Raw genomic sequence first — 13,612 nt, 5'->3', positions numbered from 1 at the left:
GGTTTTTCAGAGGGCTTTTCCCTGCATTCCCCTTGCCAGTTTCAGGGCAGCTTCCGTGCGTTTTACCCCCGAGAGCTTCTTTACCTCTAAAAAGACAAGGGCATTTGTGGGGCAGGCCTCCACGCAAGCAGGGATTTCCCTGCCCGGACAGAGGTCGCATTTCACGGCTACTCTTGCTTCTTTCTGTCGGCCTATCACGCCGTAGTTGCAGACCATAGAACATGCCCAGCAACCTATGCAGAGGTCTGTGCTATGGGTAACCACCCTGGTAACTTCATCCTGTTTCAGGGCTTTTGTGGGGCAGACGGTTGTGCAGGGGGCATTTTTTTCTATAAGTTTTTAGATTATTTCATTGAGTTTCGGTTCCCAGGTTGAAAAGTTGAGTTCTAAAAACCATTGTACTGAAAAAAATAGAATCAGTTTTTCTCTTTTATTTTAGATATTCTATTCTAAACCTAAAACTTTTAAAGTAAAATGTACAAATTCTTAAATGTCATTTTTTATAAACCTTCGGAAAAAATAATATCTGTTAATATATTTTTAAAGTTTTTTCTGGAGATAATGGATGAAAACTCAAGTCATAAATAATTTGTAAGTACACAGGCAAAAGTAAAGCTCAGGATAAGATTAAATACGGTGATAAGGAACACCCTGGAAAATGTAAAATCTGATAAATAAGGAATACCGGAAATAAAATCCAATAAAAGGATTTGGGAATCCGGGGATAAAATAAAATCCAATGAAGGGATATCAGGGATAAAATAAAATCATGGGATGAAAAGTACCCGGGACAAAATAAAATCAAGGGTTAGGGAGCAGAGAATAAGATAAATACTCTGAGTGAACAATACGAGGGTTAAAGGTAAGATTAAAGTGGTTTTGATGGTGAATTTTTGTGAAAAAAGATCTTATGGATATTCTGGCCTGCCCTATGTGTAAGGGCGACTTGATTTTGAACGTTGTTGAAGAAAATGAAGAAGAGGTCATATCCGGAACTCTCTACTGCCCTGTCTGTAAAGAGCATTATCCCATAGATGAGGGGATTCCGAATTTGCTTCCTCCAGACCTCAGAAACTGATGTGAGGGTTGAACTTGGAGCAGATATTCCAGAACGTTATCATTAACCGGCAGGAAATAAACTCTATTGAGTTTGAAAAAGAAAACATTGAGATTCCTCTTTATCCAGGTGGAGAGCAGACTTTCGAAATTCTGGTTACAAACTACGGGTCTCCAACTCATATTCACCTTTCCGTGAGTGAAGAACTAAAAGGTCAGATCACTTTTTTGCGGGACAACCCCTATGTGCTCCAGAAAGAATACGTTTCCGCAGTTGCAAGAATCCCGCAGGATGGCAGGGTACTTACAAAGGGTCAGATCTTCATCACTGCAGGTTACGGCTCTAAAAAGAAAGGTTTTCCAGTCCAGATCGGAAAGGTAGAGGAAAAGCCGCAGGAGCCCTCAAAAGACGAGCCTAATAAATGGGAAAAGGATACGGATGAATTTATTCCCTCAAGGCCTTCCGTGTCAGAGCCTGTAAAGAAAACCTCACGTCCAAGGACAGGAGGTGGCTCTGGTGGGATTTCATCTTCCGTCTTGAGAAGCTTTAAAGGAGGGCTTTCCTCCTCAGGAAAAAGTACCCGAAGAGGTATGGGGCAGAACGAAAGGCTTCCACTGGCCCTGGCTTTTGGAGGTTTTTTTCTGCTTGTGTGTTTATTTTTCCTTTACTTCGTTCTGCCAGCTGGACTCCAGTTCAGTGTCAGTTTTGCTCAGGCCCTTTTGTTTTCAATCCTGTTTGTGACCTGTACTACCTACATCCTGCTAAAAATCATGGAAGAAGGTTAAGTAATCCCAGGAAACCGGGCAAATACCTTATTTGATTCTTTATCAAGTTTTCTGGGTTCTTTTTTTTAGCTGTTTTGTAATCTTTCTATGGTTTTCGTTTGCCGTAAGCTTACTTTGTTTTTCGTTTGCTATTTGAGATTTTTTCTTTCCTGGAACCAGAGAGTAATTTTTATATCATGAAGATATTGGTATTGTGTTCGTACTTAATAATTGAAGCAGATAATTTGTATGTGTTATTCATCTGATTGCTTTTTAGTCTAAAGTTCACAGGAATCTTTTGATCTAAAACCTTCTATTAGAAAAATTATAGAGGAAGCTTACCCATGAAATATATCGTAGTTACCGGTGGGGTGATGAGCGGGCTTGGGAAAGGCATCACCATCGCGTCCATCGGCAGAAACCTTAAAAACAAAGGTTATAAAGTTACGGCTATCAAGATCGACCCTTACATCAATATTGATGCAGGCACCATGAGCCCCTACCAGCATGGGGAAGTTTTTGTGCTCAGGGACGGAGGTGAAGTTGACCTGGATCTCGGAAACTATGAGAGGTTCCTTGACACGGAACTTACCAGAGACCACAACCTTACAACAGGCAAGGTTTACCAGGAAGTAATTTCCAAGGAGAGAAGAGGAGACTACCTTGGAAAGACTGTTCAGATCATTCCCCACATTACAAACGAGATCAAGAATAGAATAAGAAAGGTTGCAGCCAGGAGCGGGGCTGATATCTGTCTTGTTGAGATCGGGGGGACTGTCGGAGACATTGAAAGCATGCCTTTCCTTGAGGCTGTCCGCCAGATGCACAGGGAAGAACCTTCTGAAAATATTGTCTTTATTCATGTTACCCTCGTTATGGAAGACCTTCAGGGCGAACAGAAAACCAAGCCTTCCCAGCATTCGGTGAAGGAACTCCGAGCTCTTGGTTTGAGTCCCGAAGTAATCGTTGCAAGGTCAAAGACTCCTCTTCATGAAAGTGCCACGGAAAAGATTGCCCTTTTTTGCGATGTGCCACAGGAACTGGTTATCAGCGCTTATGATGCAGACGATATTTATGACGTGCCTCTTGTCATTGAAGAGCAGGGACTGACCACTCAGCTCATGAAGCACCTGAAACTTGAGTCCTGTGTTGAAGATAACGGGTGGAGGGAGATGGTTGCAAGGATGAAATCCACAACCTACGAGGTCAAGCTGGCAATTATAGGTAAATATACAAACCTTGAGGACTCTTACCTCAGTATACTTGAGGCTGTCAAGCACGGCGGAATTGATAATGGGTGCAGGGTTGAAGTCAACATGGTTGAGGCCGAGACCCTGGAAGAAGATCCTGCAGAGGTCGAGAAGCTCATACAGGTTGATGGCATCCTGATTCCCGGAGGCTTTGGCGAACGTGGGACTGAAGGAAAGATGCTTGCAATCAAATTTGCAAGGGAAAACAATATTCCTTTCCTCGGGATCTGCCTTGGCATGCAGCTTGCTGTAATCGAGTTTGCAAGAAATGTGGTGAAGCTGGAAAATGCAAACAGCACGGAGTTTGATGAAGACACTCCTTACCCTGTCATTGATATCCTCCCGGAGCAGACCGGAGTTGCGGATATGGGCGGCACCATGCGCCTTGGAGATTACGAAGCCATCCTTAAAGAAGGATCTATTGCCACAAAGCTCTACGGCACCAATTACATTGTCGAGCGCCACCGGCACAGGTATGAAGTGAATCCCGATTTCGTGGACAAACTTGAATCCTTTGGCATAGTCTTTTCCGGCAAAAACAAAAACAGGATGGAAATCGCCGAAATTCCTGACAAGCGTTTCTTCTTTGCTTCTCAGTTCCACCCGGAGTTCAGGTCAAGACCGGGAAGGCCATCTCCCCCGTTCAAAGGCCTCGTCAGGGCAATGTGCAAATACAGGAAGGAAAAGGAAGAACAGTAACACCATCAGAGGGATCGAAGAAAATTATTTTTCTCTTCAATCCTCTTTTCTGGCTCCTTTTTATCCTTATTGGAATCTAAAAAGCCAGTTTTTAGCCCAATAACTCATACTCAAGTCAAAGAGTTCCCTTTTCGCGGGAAAATGATATATACTTCTAAAACTGAGAATAATAGATTACGATGGTATCTGTTTCGGCACTGTACTTCAGTAGCATGTACAGGTATTGTGATTTCACCACATTTTATGAAGGTATATACAATGGCAATGTCTAAAAAAGATATGGATAGGAGAAAGGCCGCTAAGAAAGGAAAGATAGAAGAGCTGGAAAAACTGGCTTCCGCAGGCAGCAAGGACGCAAAGAAAAAGCTTGCAAAGGAAAAGAAGAAAAAATAATCCTTTTATACTTTTCCCTTTTTGTCTTACTTTCGTTAGAGGGTCCGGGAATTTCTAAAACCAGGCCCCGTAAATTTCTTCTCAATTACTGTGCAATTTTAAGAATTTTCCCTCCTGGTAAGAATTTTCCTTCCTGGTAAGAATTTTCCCTCCTGGTAAGAATTTTCCCTCCTGGTAAGAACTTTTTTTATATTTCTGCCTCGTCCCTTGTTGTTTATTTCGGGACATTATCTGAAATGTTTGCGGTTTCTTCCAAAATATTTTGTTTCGCAAGATAATCTTCGATCATCAGTCTTTTTAATTCTTCTGGATAGTTTTCCGGAAGGTGTTCCAGATCTTCAAGACTTTCGATCCGGACGGGTTCAAGTTTCTGGTCCTCTTCAAGCATTTTTCTTACCGTCTCGTTCTGCTCGGCAAGGGCACGGAGTTCTTCACTGCTCATCCTGTTTAATTCGTCACCTTCTAAAAACCAGGGGTCGCCTTTTCTTCTGCTATTCGCTTCTCGTTTTTCTTTTCCCTTTTGCATACTTTAACTCTTTACTTCACCAGTTTTTGAATATAAGGTCTATTTGTCTTTTTCTCTTCATACTATCTAACTAAATGGAAAATTTAAATTTTATTTCACTAAATTATTTTTTAATTTTTAACTATTTTATTTTTTTACAGAAACATTATATGATTTAAAATTTCTTTCTTATTTTGTAATGTACTTAATTTCTTGTATTCAACATTGGCCATTGGAGAGGCTTTCATGAATAAAACATGGATAGCAGTAATCGTATTTTTTTTGTGTATCGTTGGAATTCTCGGAACATTTCACAATAGCCAAGTAAAGGCAGTTGCTGATATGGTTCTTACCGGCTATCTTAATTATACGGACGAGGAACTGCAGGAGATGTATAAAGAATACGATATTACTGAAAATGACCTGAAATTTGCCAGGGGAGAACTTCCGCATCATCTTGAGGGCACTGTTCTTCAAAGTAACTCAAGAGTTCTTGTCACTGAGGCAGGTGAGCCCCCGGAGGGTTCGAAAGAAGGTGTGGATTATGATGTTGTGATGAGCGAGCAGGAAATGTTAGCAGTAATAGAGGAAGCAAGGGCAACTTATATTGAAAAATACGGAGTAGATCCCTCAAATCCCAAAATTGATGAGGTCGACGGTTACCTTCTCCCTGTAGATGAAGCAAGAAAACTCGTGTTTCTTGACATGGTAAGGAAAATGGAATAAATTTGGGGGAATCCGTGATGAAAAGATTCTGTATTAAACTATTTTTGTTTGTTTTTTTATTTGCTTCCGTTTCAACTGCTTCAGCATCTGAAATAGTTCTTGACACTGAACCCCATCACCTTGGGGATAATTTTAAAGAAAAATTGAATCCAGATGATCCGGAAGGTCCGGTTTATACGGCAACTTTTACTCTGGGTTCAGTGGATATCAGAAGTGCGGAACTCCGAGCTACAGTCAAAAACATAGTTCTGGGGCCTACTGATGAATTTCTTGATAAAGTTTACCTCAATGAAATAGAAATTGGAGCCATTAATAACTATATCCCGGCAGGAACCCCGGATGACGCTGAAATGGATATTGAAATTCCGGTCCATCCAACTCTTTTCAATCCGGGGAACAATACTATCAAAATCAGTTCTGGGAGTAACGCGGATGGCAGTAATTACGACGACTTTGAGTTTTACAACCTCACACTCCATTTGAGTGAAGCAGAGCCCATAACCTTGGAGCCGCCTTTGAAAGTTGCCTGGACTTATGAGTTGCCCTGGAAGCTCGGGTACGAGATACCTCCCGGGGTAACACTTGCTGCGGACGGAATCCTTTACATTGGTAGAGAGGATTTTGGAGATGCTATCATTATAGCCCTCGATGCGGAAACTGGTACCTTACTCTGGAGTAAAGAATGGAGTGATGGATTGAGTGTTGACATGGGGTATAAGGATGGGGTCTTGTTTGTTGTTTACTCCTCAAACATTGATGCACTGGACGCAAAAACCGGAAAAATATTGTGGAGTAAAGAATATTCGGATATCTGGTGGGGTAATCCCGTTGCATTTGGAGATACCCTATTTGTCAACACGCCAAGAGACAGATACGTGTCTGCTATTGACACTGAAAACGGGGCTTTGAAGTGGGAATATGAACTCAATGTAAGCGACGCTGGAACCAATGGTCGTGTTTATGAGCTTTCAAAGGCTCTGGTGAATGGAAATTGTGTGGTGTTCGGATATAAGGAATGGCCTGACGATGAGGGCATAATTGCACTCAATGCACATACGGGAGACATGGAATGGGAATTTGTATATCCGGGCAAGATTTTAAATCTCGAACCTTTCCTTTACAAAGACCTGATTTATGCTTCGAGACCGAGAAGCATTATTGCATTGTCTGTTGAATCAGGAGAAGAAGTTTGGAAAACAAACAATTGGGGGTTTGAAAATGTCATTGAAGTAACAGATGGCAAATTATTTGTTGGTTTTTCAAATCCTAGTGTCCTAAAGCCTGAAACCGGTGAAATTCTTAATGAGTACTCCTATTCAAATGTGAGTTTTTTCAAAGCTGTGATTGGTGATAAATTCATATATTGTACGAATTCGAGCAGTATACAATTTTTTGATTCCAGCACTGGAGAACTCGTATGGGGCAGCAGTAGAATAAAAGGATATGATGTCTCGAAGCCCTTACTTTACAAAGACAAATTATACCTGGTTTCAACTGAGGGTACACTGTATGCTTTTGAGCATGGAGAAGAAGGTATGTTCTTTACAAAGGGTCTCGAGAGTTCTGCATCCTATTATTTCCCCCAGGTCGCCATCGCAGCAATGTTAATCCTGCTGGTAATACTTCTGATAAAAATGGATAACAGGGTCCTTGTCTTTGGTTCCTGGTTAATAGCTCTAACGGGGGTTATTTTTCTTTCTATTAAAGCTATAGAACCTTATAATGCCGGGCTTGGATTCGGATTCTTTGTTGTTTTTGTCTTCTTGTTTATGTTTGTAATCTTTTTGTTTGGCATTGCGTTTCTTATGTATGGGATCCGAAAGAGGAGGCAGCTTTGAGAATCTCAAATATTGCCGCTTTTTCTTTAATTTGCCAAATTAATTCAATTGTACTTGGCTGCCGATATCCTCTTTTTTCTTCTCTTTTAAGATCGGCTTTTACTGTTTCTTCTTGAACTTCTTAAATCCCCGATACATCCTGAAAAGCACCCCGGTTGAGGTAGGAAGAATCAGTTTTCCAGGCAATAATAGCAGATTTCGGCTCGAGAAGCTTATTTATTGAACTTTATATACATCTGTAATTTTATATTTACGCGGTTTTATATACTTGATAAATAAAACTATATCTGGTGATTATTATAGAAACCATAAGTTTTTCTGAAGCTGTTAAGTATCCGTTCAAAGTGCCGCAAAGGCTTCTTTATATACTCCTGTTATTTATTCCCATTATAGGATGGCTTGCACTTTTCGGTTACGCTGTAAGGCTTGTTAACGAATTTATTGAGGGTATGTATGAAGGGCTTATTAAACTCGATTTTATGGAAGACCTGAAACTGGGATTCATGGTTTTTCTGAAGGCTCTTCCATTTTACATTGCATATATGGTGATACTGTTTGCTACAACGTATGTTAATGAAACCCTGGGGAACCTTGTCAATCTGCTGTTAGGGTTCTTTGTGATCCCTCTGCTTGCGGTTAATTTCTTCAGGAAACAGACCATCGAGTCTTTCTTTGAGTTTGATGTACTGAACATCGTCAGGGACAATCCTGGAGAATATATTGTTACAGTACTGAAACAGTATGCTCTTGTCATAATATTTGCAGTCCTCTCAATTGTACTTGTGGGCATACCTGCAATGTTCTTCACAAATTCGATATTCGTTGCAAACCTGTATGGAAGGTTAGTGGAACGGAAAGCAGGCCATGGTCTGTAAAGGTTAATTGAAAAATTAATTAAAATTCCGTCGATCGCCTAAGTTATCAGTCTCAGTTTCTGGCCGGGATTTCCTGGTCAGGATTTTCTTCTTTTTGTTTGCTTCACGGCCCTCAAAGGTTGTAGAAATCTTTTCTCGGTGAGATTTTATGCGAAAAATGACCTCAAATTTGCCAGGGGATAACTTCCAAATAATCTGGAAGGCACTATTTTTTACAGCGATCTTAGAGGCTGTCTTAAAATTCCATAGGTCTTCGGTTAAGAGAATAATCATTCTAAATTGCCCTATTTCTGCAACATAGTTCAAAAACATATATTTATATGAAGTTGGAACAAGGTATCAATTTTAGTTTGGGTGTTTGAAATTCGAGAATCATTTTTGCTCTAAAATCGATAGCATACAGGTAAAAAAATTCCTAACTGATGACCAATGAATAGTATTTAATTCAAGTACAGGTGAACCTGTATGGAGCAGCAACAGAATAAGAGGTACCTCGGTATCGTACCCGGTGATCTACAAAGACAAATTATACCTGGTTTCAACTGAGGGAATATTGTATGCCTTTGAGCACGGGGAAGGAGGGCTGCTCTTTACCAGGGGACTCGAGAACTCTGCTACCTATAATTTCCCCCCAATTGCTATTGCTGGAATGCTGCTTCTGCTGGCAGTACTTTTGAGAAAAAGCAATAACAAAGCCCTTGTATTTGGCTCCTGGCTGATAGCTTTAGTGGGAGTTCTTTATCTTTTCCTTAAAGCCATAGACCCGTATACCTGTGCCTGGAGTTTACTTTTGTTTCTGTCTATTCCGGTATTCTATTCCCTGCCTGTAATCCTTTTGTTTGGAATTGCGTTTCTTGTTTCCGGGATTCGGATGAGGAGAAAATGAAGGAGAAATGAAAAAATTACCTGGTCCTGAAAATGGAATTAAACTGTGATGAAAAGTCTCTCGCCCACTTTGAGCGTGATTTAACCGGCTGGCGGGAAGTCGAGGGCTGTTCTGGCTAAAAAAAGCATATTGCGGCATGGAATAGCCCTTTTTTCCTGCTGCATCATATTCCTGCGCCCTTCCCGGTTCGAGTTCTCAGCTCATCTGCAGCGGGTCCACTTTCATATATTCCCGCAGCACGGTTGTAGCATAACTTCCCTTGGGGAGCATGAATTTCAGAACCGCTTTTGACTTTCCGGGATTCAGCTCATCTTCCGAGACCTCGTACTTCGGTTCCACATGCAGGAGGACTTCCCTTCGGGTGCCTTTCGAACTCATTTTCGGGAACTCTTCTATATTGAAACCTTCGAGAGAAACTCCAAGTTCTTTGAGGACCTCGCTTTCGATTTCTCCCGGTATACCGGATGCGAATTCAGTCTTAAAGCCCGGAAGGGGGGCGGTTATGAAAGCTCTGCCATGCTTAATCAAGCGGTTCATGGCGTTTACGGTTTCGGAGGTGACTTTTTCAGTCTTTGAGGAATCAGGGAGGTCGGCTTCGTTCCTGAAGCAGACGAGATCTCCGTCCACTGCCTGGTTTAAGGGGATGCCGCGTTCAATCCGACGGCAGAGAACTATGTTATAAATATAGGACTGATAGCCGTGTACGAACATCCTGTAGAGGTTCTGGGGGAGCACGCGGAACGCTCCGGAATAATCTTCCGGGTTTGCTATCAGGTGGTTCATCATTGCCCGTTCGTGGCCCAGGCGGAGGGGATAGGTTTTCAGCCCCTCTCTATAATCGCGGGTGTCTTTTACAAACTGGCGGGCTGCTTTTGTCTCTTCCGGTTCATCCGGGAAAGGTTCAGCAATATAGCGGAGGGCTGCCTTTTCAAAGTTTCCTTCAACAATGTCTTTTCCTACCAGATGAGTCACAGGGCGGACAGAGCCGAAACGCTGGACCCCAAAGAAGTTGGGAACGCCGCCCTGAGCAAGGATTTCTTCAGTTGTCTTTTTGAGCAGAGAGCCTGTTTTTTCTGGAGAACTCTCAATGCCCCGGACTGTGATAATGAAATCATTTCCCCACAGGTCTCCAAGTTCCACAGACTTCCGGGAGCGGCCCAGCACTTTCAGCTCTATGTCTTTTAAGTGGATTTTTTGGATTTCAGATGCATCGGTATCAAATATGCTGATCTTCTGGGTAGTGAGTGCCCGTTTATCTTTTGTACCTGCAACGCTGATTCTTTTCTGGCTTACCTGGAGGATTTTTGCGAGGGTCCTGGTGAAATGGTGCGTATCCCAGTCTCGTTTTGTAAGTTCGAGGATGAGGTATTTTCCTTCCTTTCCTTCCTCCCTGTTTGTGACCTCTTTTACAATGAAATCCTCTATTTCCTGACGGAGCTGCCCTCCAAGCCCTTCGGTATCAGTAAAGTAAAGATTCATTCCTATCTGTTTTTCAATTTCCGGAACTTCCATAGGTTGCCAACACTCCTTATATAAATTAGATCAAATTTAACTGGGTAAAATTTACGGCTGGATTTATTGAAATTCTTAGCCAAGACTAAGAATTAAAGGATAAGGTCTGCCGATTAATTGTGCAGATCAGCAGGTTCCAGGGAAGGGTTTTTCCCCTGTGTGCTGCTGGGGTTAATAAACGGGACTTATTTAATTGCTCCGGTGCTGATGTCAATCACTTTTACTGTGCTTGTGTTTATGAAGGTCCAGCTCCTGTATGTTTCGTTTTCTCCGACGGTCTGAACCTTTACCTGAGCCGTTTTTCCGGGAAGTCCGCCTGCATAAAGGCTGGAAGTGGGGTCAAGCATGAGCCAGGAACCGTATTCGTCAGTCAGGTAGTTTACATCAACATTTCCGTAATAAGCCCTTATTCCTTTAACTGCGGCATCAGTTGAATCGGTTCCGTTGCCTATATACGAAGCTGCGAAAGCATGGTTGTCTGTCAGATAGACTCGAGTTGTACCCCCCACAGCTTCAAGCATGGACGAGAGGAGAATTGCCTGATCTTCGCAGTCTCCTGCTCCTATCCTCAGAGTGACGTTGGCTGGCTCCCATACGTCGTTACCTCTCGGGTCACTTACATATTTGATTTCCTCTTTTACCATGTCAAAGAGGGCACAGACCTGATAGATATTGTAGGCTCCAGGATATGACCGGGCTATTTCGGCTGCTTTGCTCCTTACATCAGGTTCGGCTGGTTCCACCAGTCGGTTTATTATTCTAAAGTAATAAGTTGGATTGTATCTGTATTTTGGAGTAATTTTTTCAGGCATTGGCTTTAGATCGGGAGCAAATCCATTCATAAAATAGGGCTCATATTCATGCCATTTGCCTTCCGATGTCGAGGCAAGCAGCCAGAGGACAATGCTGAAGCTGGCTTTTTCTTCTTCAGGTACCTGAACTGCGATTAATCCGAGACTCTGTTCTTCTCCTGGGATAAGTAAAGCTCCGCAATCTTCGGAAAAGACCTGGTTTTCGGAGGCGTTAACAGAAACTCCGTACCTATCAATAAAAATTGGGTTTCGGCCTTCGTTTTTAATGCTTATTTTAAAATAACTTATCCCTCCCTGGTAAAACTCTGAGGTCTGGTAACTGCTGCTCAGGGAAAAACCAGGCTGCAGTGGGGTTCTCAGGACAGGGGTAAGTTCGTTTTTCTCAGTGGAATATGAGGGTATTGCCGGGAAAGTAAAAGAACCCGTATCAGGTACGAATACCTCTTCAGAGCTTTCAGACTCCGTACCCAGCTCGAGATAATCTCTTAACCCATGTGTAATATTGCCAACCGAGTCCGAAAAGAGAAATCCAGTAATTGTAATAAGTACAAGGCATATGAATAAGATTGCAATTATTGATAGTGCATTTTTTTCTGAAAACTCCGGTTTATCCATTAATGCCCTCCTGAATAGAATTACAGGCAGAACTTTTTTCTGTCAGTGAAAGCATCTCTCCAGGTATCTTCTGCTCATTTTTTAACGTATCCAATCCTTTTTGCAGGGCAATTAAACAAGTTTAAGATCTCGCGTGACCTTATCTATAATCTCTTCTTTTGCCGGTCCGATTCCAAGCACCGTGACTGTCCCTGGGGGGATTTCCGTAAGTCCTGCATCCTGTATCATGGCTGTTGGAAGACCTTCCCGTCTTGCTTTTTCCTTAAGATCATAAAGGTCCTTAAGGGTGGGAACTTTCAGGACAACTTTTTTTTGTCCTCCTTCCTTCCATTTTTCAAGGTCGCTTTTGCTTGCCCATTCTGCTGCAGAAAGAGCAGCGTGAGCCACCTGTACAGCAAACTTACCTTTGGAAAGTTTCAGGTCGTCCCGGGTAACTATGCACTGTTTGTATTCACTCATCCTTTTCCTCGGGCTTATCCAAGGTTAACCTATATCTTAAATGTTTTCTGTGCAACCTTTCCGAATTGAGTTTCACAGGTCTGATAGTTTACAGGTTTGAGAATACCTCTATCATACTTCTTCCTAATATATTTTATACAATTTTTGCTAACATTTATAGTTAATTCATAAAATATCTTGCAGGTATTCCAGAATATACTCGGCAGGATTTATTCTCCATGCGTCAAAAATCCCTTTTCCTGAAGGTGTTCCATTAACTTCAAGTATCCGGGAACCCTGTTTATTTCTATTGCCTCTATCTTCAATTTTTTTATTTTTATTTTTATTCTCTTTTTCATTTTGATCTTCAGGACCTTCTATAATATCAATACCTGCAAATGTCGCGCCTACTGCAAGGGAAGCTTTTACTGCAATTTCCTTTTGTTCATCGGTAAGTACACATCGGTCTGCACTTCCTCCCTGACTGAGGTTGTTCACCCAGGAACCTGCTGCAGCTTTTCGGTAAATTGCGCCTATGGCAGTGTCTCCCACAACAAAAGCCCTTATGTCCCTTCCCGGATTTTCTATAAACTCCTGGATATACAACATCCCCCTATCTTCAAGCAGACTTTCAAGAGCCTCTTCCACAGGTACAGGCCCGGTTTTTCTATCTGAAAACCGGATTTCTCCTTCCTTTATCCTTGCAATATCCTTTCCTTTATAACCATAAACAGGTTTTATGACAGCATCTCCGAACCTGGCTACTACCCTTAAGGCTGCTTCCACACTCTGGATGGCTATAGTTTCAGGTATCGGAAGGCCGGCTTTTGCCAGGAGGTAAGAAGCATGGTACTTGTTCGCCGCGTTCTGGATAGCTTCTGGAGAGTTTATAACCGGAACCCCTCCTGCTTCCAGTTCCCTAAGGATATCAAACCTGAAAGATACTCCTTCAAAAGCCCCTGCCCCTGCATCTCTGACAATGAGGGCATCAAGGTCCGAGAGCAGGATTTTCCCTGCTTTAAAAAGAGCTGCTGGCTCGGAAGTTTTTGAACTTATACTGACTTCTGCTGTCCTCAGGTCAAGAACAAAAGGAGAAAAGCCTTTTTCCTTCGCAGCATTGACGAGTGCCCGGGCTGTCCAGTCTTCCGGGTCGGTAATTGCGATCCCTATTTTTTTCATAGGATATGATCTGGTATCCTTATGATCAAGTTTACGATAAAGATATTCAGGAGGCTTGCAGGA

General features: G+C 42.2%; 14 protein-coding genes. 8 read left to right on the top strand and 6 right to left on the bottom strand.

The features are described from left to right. Positions 1–6 precede the first annotated feature (6 nt). On the bottom strand, positions 7–333 hold the full coding sequence (locus MSWH1_RS18350) for a 4Fe-4S dicluster domain-containing protein (RefSeq protein ID WP_082088117.1): 327 nt from the start codon (positions 331–333) through the stop codon (positions 7–9). Between the two features lie 562 nt (positions 334–895). Here MSWH1_RS18350 and MSWH1_RS11200 point away from each other — a divergent pair. From MSWH1_RS11200 to MSWH1_RS20585, 4 genes are all read left to right on the top strand, one after another. Further along, positions 896–1,078 (top strand): methytransferase partner Trm112, encoded by a 183-nt coding sequence (locus MSWH1_RS11200; RefSeq protein ID WP_048128570.1) that lies wholly within the window; start codon positions 896–898, stop codon positions 1,076–1,078. A gap of 14 nt (positions 1,079–1,092) precedes the next feature. After that, positions 1,093–1,842 (top strand): hypothetical protein, encoded by a 750-nt coding sequence (locus tag MSWH1_RS11195; protein ID WP_048128568.1) that lies wholly within the window; start codon positions 1,093–1,095, stop codon positions 1,840–1,842. Positions 1,843–2,165: 323 nt separating this feature from the next. Next, positions 2,166–3,770 carry a glutamine hydrolyzing CTP synthase gene (pyrG, locus tag MSWH1_RS11190; RefSeq protein ID WP_048128566.1) on the top strand — a complete coding sequence of 535 codons (1,605 nt, stop codon included), beginning with the start codon at positions 2,166–2,168 and terminating at the stop codon, positions 3,768–3,770. Positions 3,771–4,028: 258 nt separating this feature from the next. Next, on the top strand, positions 4,029–4,163 hold the full coding sequence (locus tag MSWH1_RS20585; RefSeq protein ID WP_255350462.1) for a hypothetical protein: 135 nt from the start codon (positions 4,029–4,031) through the stop codon (positions 4,161–4,163). Between the two features lie 214 nt (positions 4,164–4,377). On the opposite strand, the gene MSWH1_RS11185 is transcribed toward MSWH1_RS20585, so the two are convergent. After that, positions 4,378–4,689, bottom strand: coding sequence for a hypothetical protein (locus MSWH1_RS11185; protein WP_231585485.1), 312 nt, complete (start codon positions 4,687–4,689; stop codon positions 4,378–4,380). A gap of 225 nt (positions 4,690–4,914) precedes the next feature. Between MSWH1_RS11185 and MSWH1_RS11180 the strand changes: the two genes are divergently transcribed. From MSWH1_RS11180 to MSWH1_RS11160, 4 genes are all read left to right on the top strand, one after another. Next, positions 4,915–5,394, top strand: coding sequence for a hypothetical protein (locus MSWH1_RS11180; RefSeq protein ID WP_048128564.1), 480 nt, complete (start codon positions 4,915–4,917; stop codon positions 5,392–5,394). A 17-nt stretch (positions 5,395–5,411) separates the two neighbouring features. Then, entirely contained in the window at positions 5,412–7,232 is a 1,821-nt protein-coding gene (locus MSWH1_RS11175) for a PQQ-binding-like beta-propeller repeat protein (RefSeq protein WP_082088241.1), read from the top strand. Between the two features lie 344 nt (positions 7,233–7,576). Continuing rightward, positions 7,577–8,107: a DUF4013 domain-containing protein gene (locus MSWH1_RS11170; RefSeq protein ID WP_231591745.1), complete on the top strand. Its 531-nt coding sequence runs from the start codon at positions 7,577–7,579 to the stop codon at positions 8,105–8,107. 553 nt (positions 8,108–8,660) lie between these two features. Next, positions 8,661–8,993, top strand: coding sequence for a hypothetical protein (locus MSWH1_RS11160; protein WP_197073963.1), 333 nt, complete (start codon positions 8,661–8,663; stop codon positions 8,991–8,993). 195 nt (positions 8,994–9,188) lie between these two features. Here MSWH1_RS11160 and truD read toward each other — a convergent pair whose 3' ends face one another. The 4 genes from truD to mptN all read right to left on the bottom strand — a co-directional run bounded on the left by truD (position 9,189) and on the right by mptN (position 13,549). Beyond that, the gene (gene truD / locus MSWH1_RS11155; RefSeq protein WP_048128556.1) at positions 9,189–10,505 is read right to left on the bottom strand and encodes a tRNA pseudouridine(13) synthase TruD; all 1,317 of its coding nucleotides are present in this window, start codon (positions 10,503–10,505) and stop codon (positions 9,189–9,191) included. A gap of 185 nt (positions 10,506–10,690) precedes the next feature. Continuing rightward, positions 10,691–11,932, bottom strand: coding sequence for a transglutaminase family protein (locus MSWH1_RS11150; RefSeq protein WP_048128554.1), 1,242 nt, complete (start codon positions 11,930–11,932; stop codon positions 10,691–10,693). A 111-nt stretch (positions 11,933–12,043) separates the two neighbouring features. After that, a complete protein-coding gene (gene pth2 / locus MSWH1_RS11145; protein ID WP_048128552.1) occupies positions 12,044–12,391 on the bottom strand; it encodes a peptidyl-tRNA hydrolase Pth2 in 348 nt (115 codons plus the stop codon). Positions 12,392–12,556: 165 nt separating this feature from the next. After that, positions 12,557–13,549: a tetrahydromethanopterin:alpha-L-glutamate ligase gene (gene mptN / locus MSWH1_RS11140; protein WP_048128550.1), complete on the bottom strand. Its 993-nt coding sequence runs from the start codon at positions 13,547–13,549 to the stop codon at positions 12,557–12,559. Between the last annotated feature and the right edge of the window lie 63 nt (positions 13,550–13,612).

Origin of the sequence: Methanosarcina sp. WH1 (genome assembly GCF_000970005.1) — an archaeon.
Lineage (GTDB): Archaea > Halobacteriota > Methanosarcinia > Methanosarcinales > Methanosarcinaceae > Methanosarcina.
The sequence above is the reverse complement of the archived record's forward strand: the minus strand, read 5'-3'. Positions and strand labels throughout refer to the sequence as shown.

Excerpts from the sequence above, each read along its gene's own strand:
- pyrG (WP_048128566.1), top strand. The coding sequence starts at position 2,166 with ATGAAATATATCGTAGTTACCGGTGGGGTGATGAGCGGGCTTGGGAAA.
- MSWH1_RS20585 (WP_255350462.1), top strand. The coding sequence starts at position 4,029 with ATGGCAATGTCTAAAAAAGATATGGATAGGAGAAAGGCCGCTAAGAAA.
- MSWH1_RS11185 (WP_231585485.1), bottom strand. The coding sequence starts at position 4,689 with ATGCAAAAGGGAAAAGAAAAACGAGAAGCGAATAGCAGAAGAAAAGGC.
- MSWH1_RS11180 (WP_048128564.1), top strand. The coding sequence starts at position 4,915 with ATGAATAAAACATGGATAGCAGTAATCGTATTTTTTTTGTGTATCGTT.
- MSWH1_RS11175 (WP_082088241.1), top strand. The coding sequence starts at position 5,412 with ATGAAAAGATTCTGTATTAAACTATTTTTGTTTGTTTTTTTATTTGCT.
- truD (WP_048128556.1), bottom strand. The coding sequence starts at position 10,505 with ATGGAAGTTCCGGAAATTGAAAAACAGATAGGAATGAATCTTTACTTT.
- MSWH1_RS11150 (WP_048128554.1), bottom strand. The coding sequence starts at position 11,932 with ATGGATAAACCGGAGTTTTCAGAAAAAAATGCACTATCAATAATTGCA.
- pth2 (WP_048128552.1), bottom strand. The coding sequence starts at position 12,391 with ATGAGTGAATACAAACAGTGCATAGTTACCCGGGACGACCTGAAACTT.
- mptN (WP_048128550.1), bottom strand. The coding sequence starts at position 13,549 with ATGAAAAAAATAGGGATCGCAATTACCGACCCGGAAGACTGGACAGCC.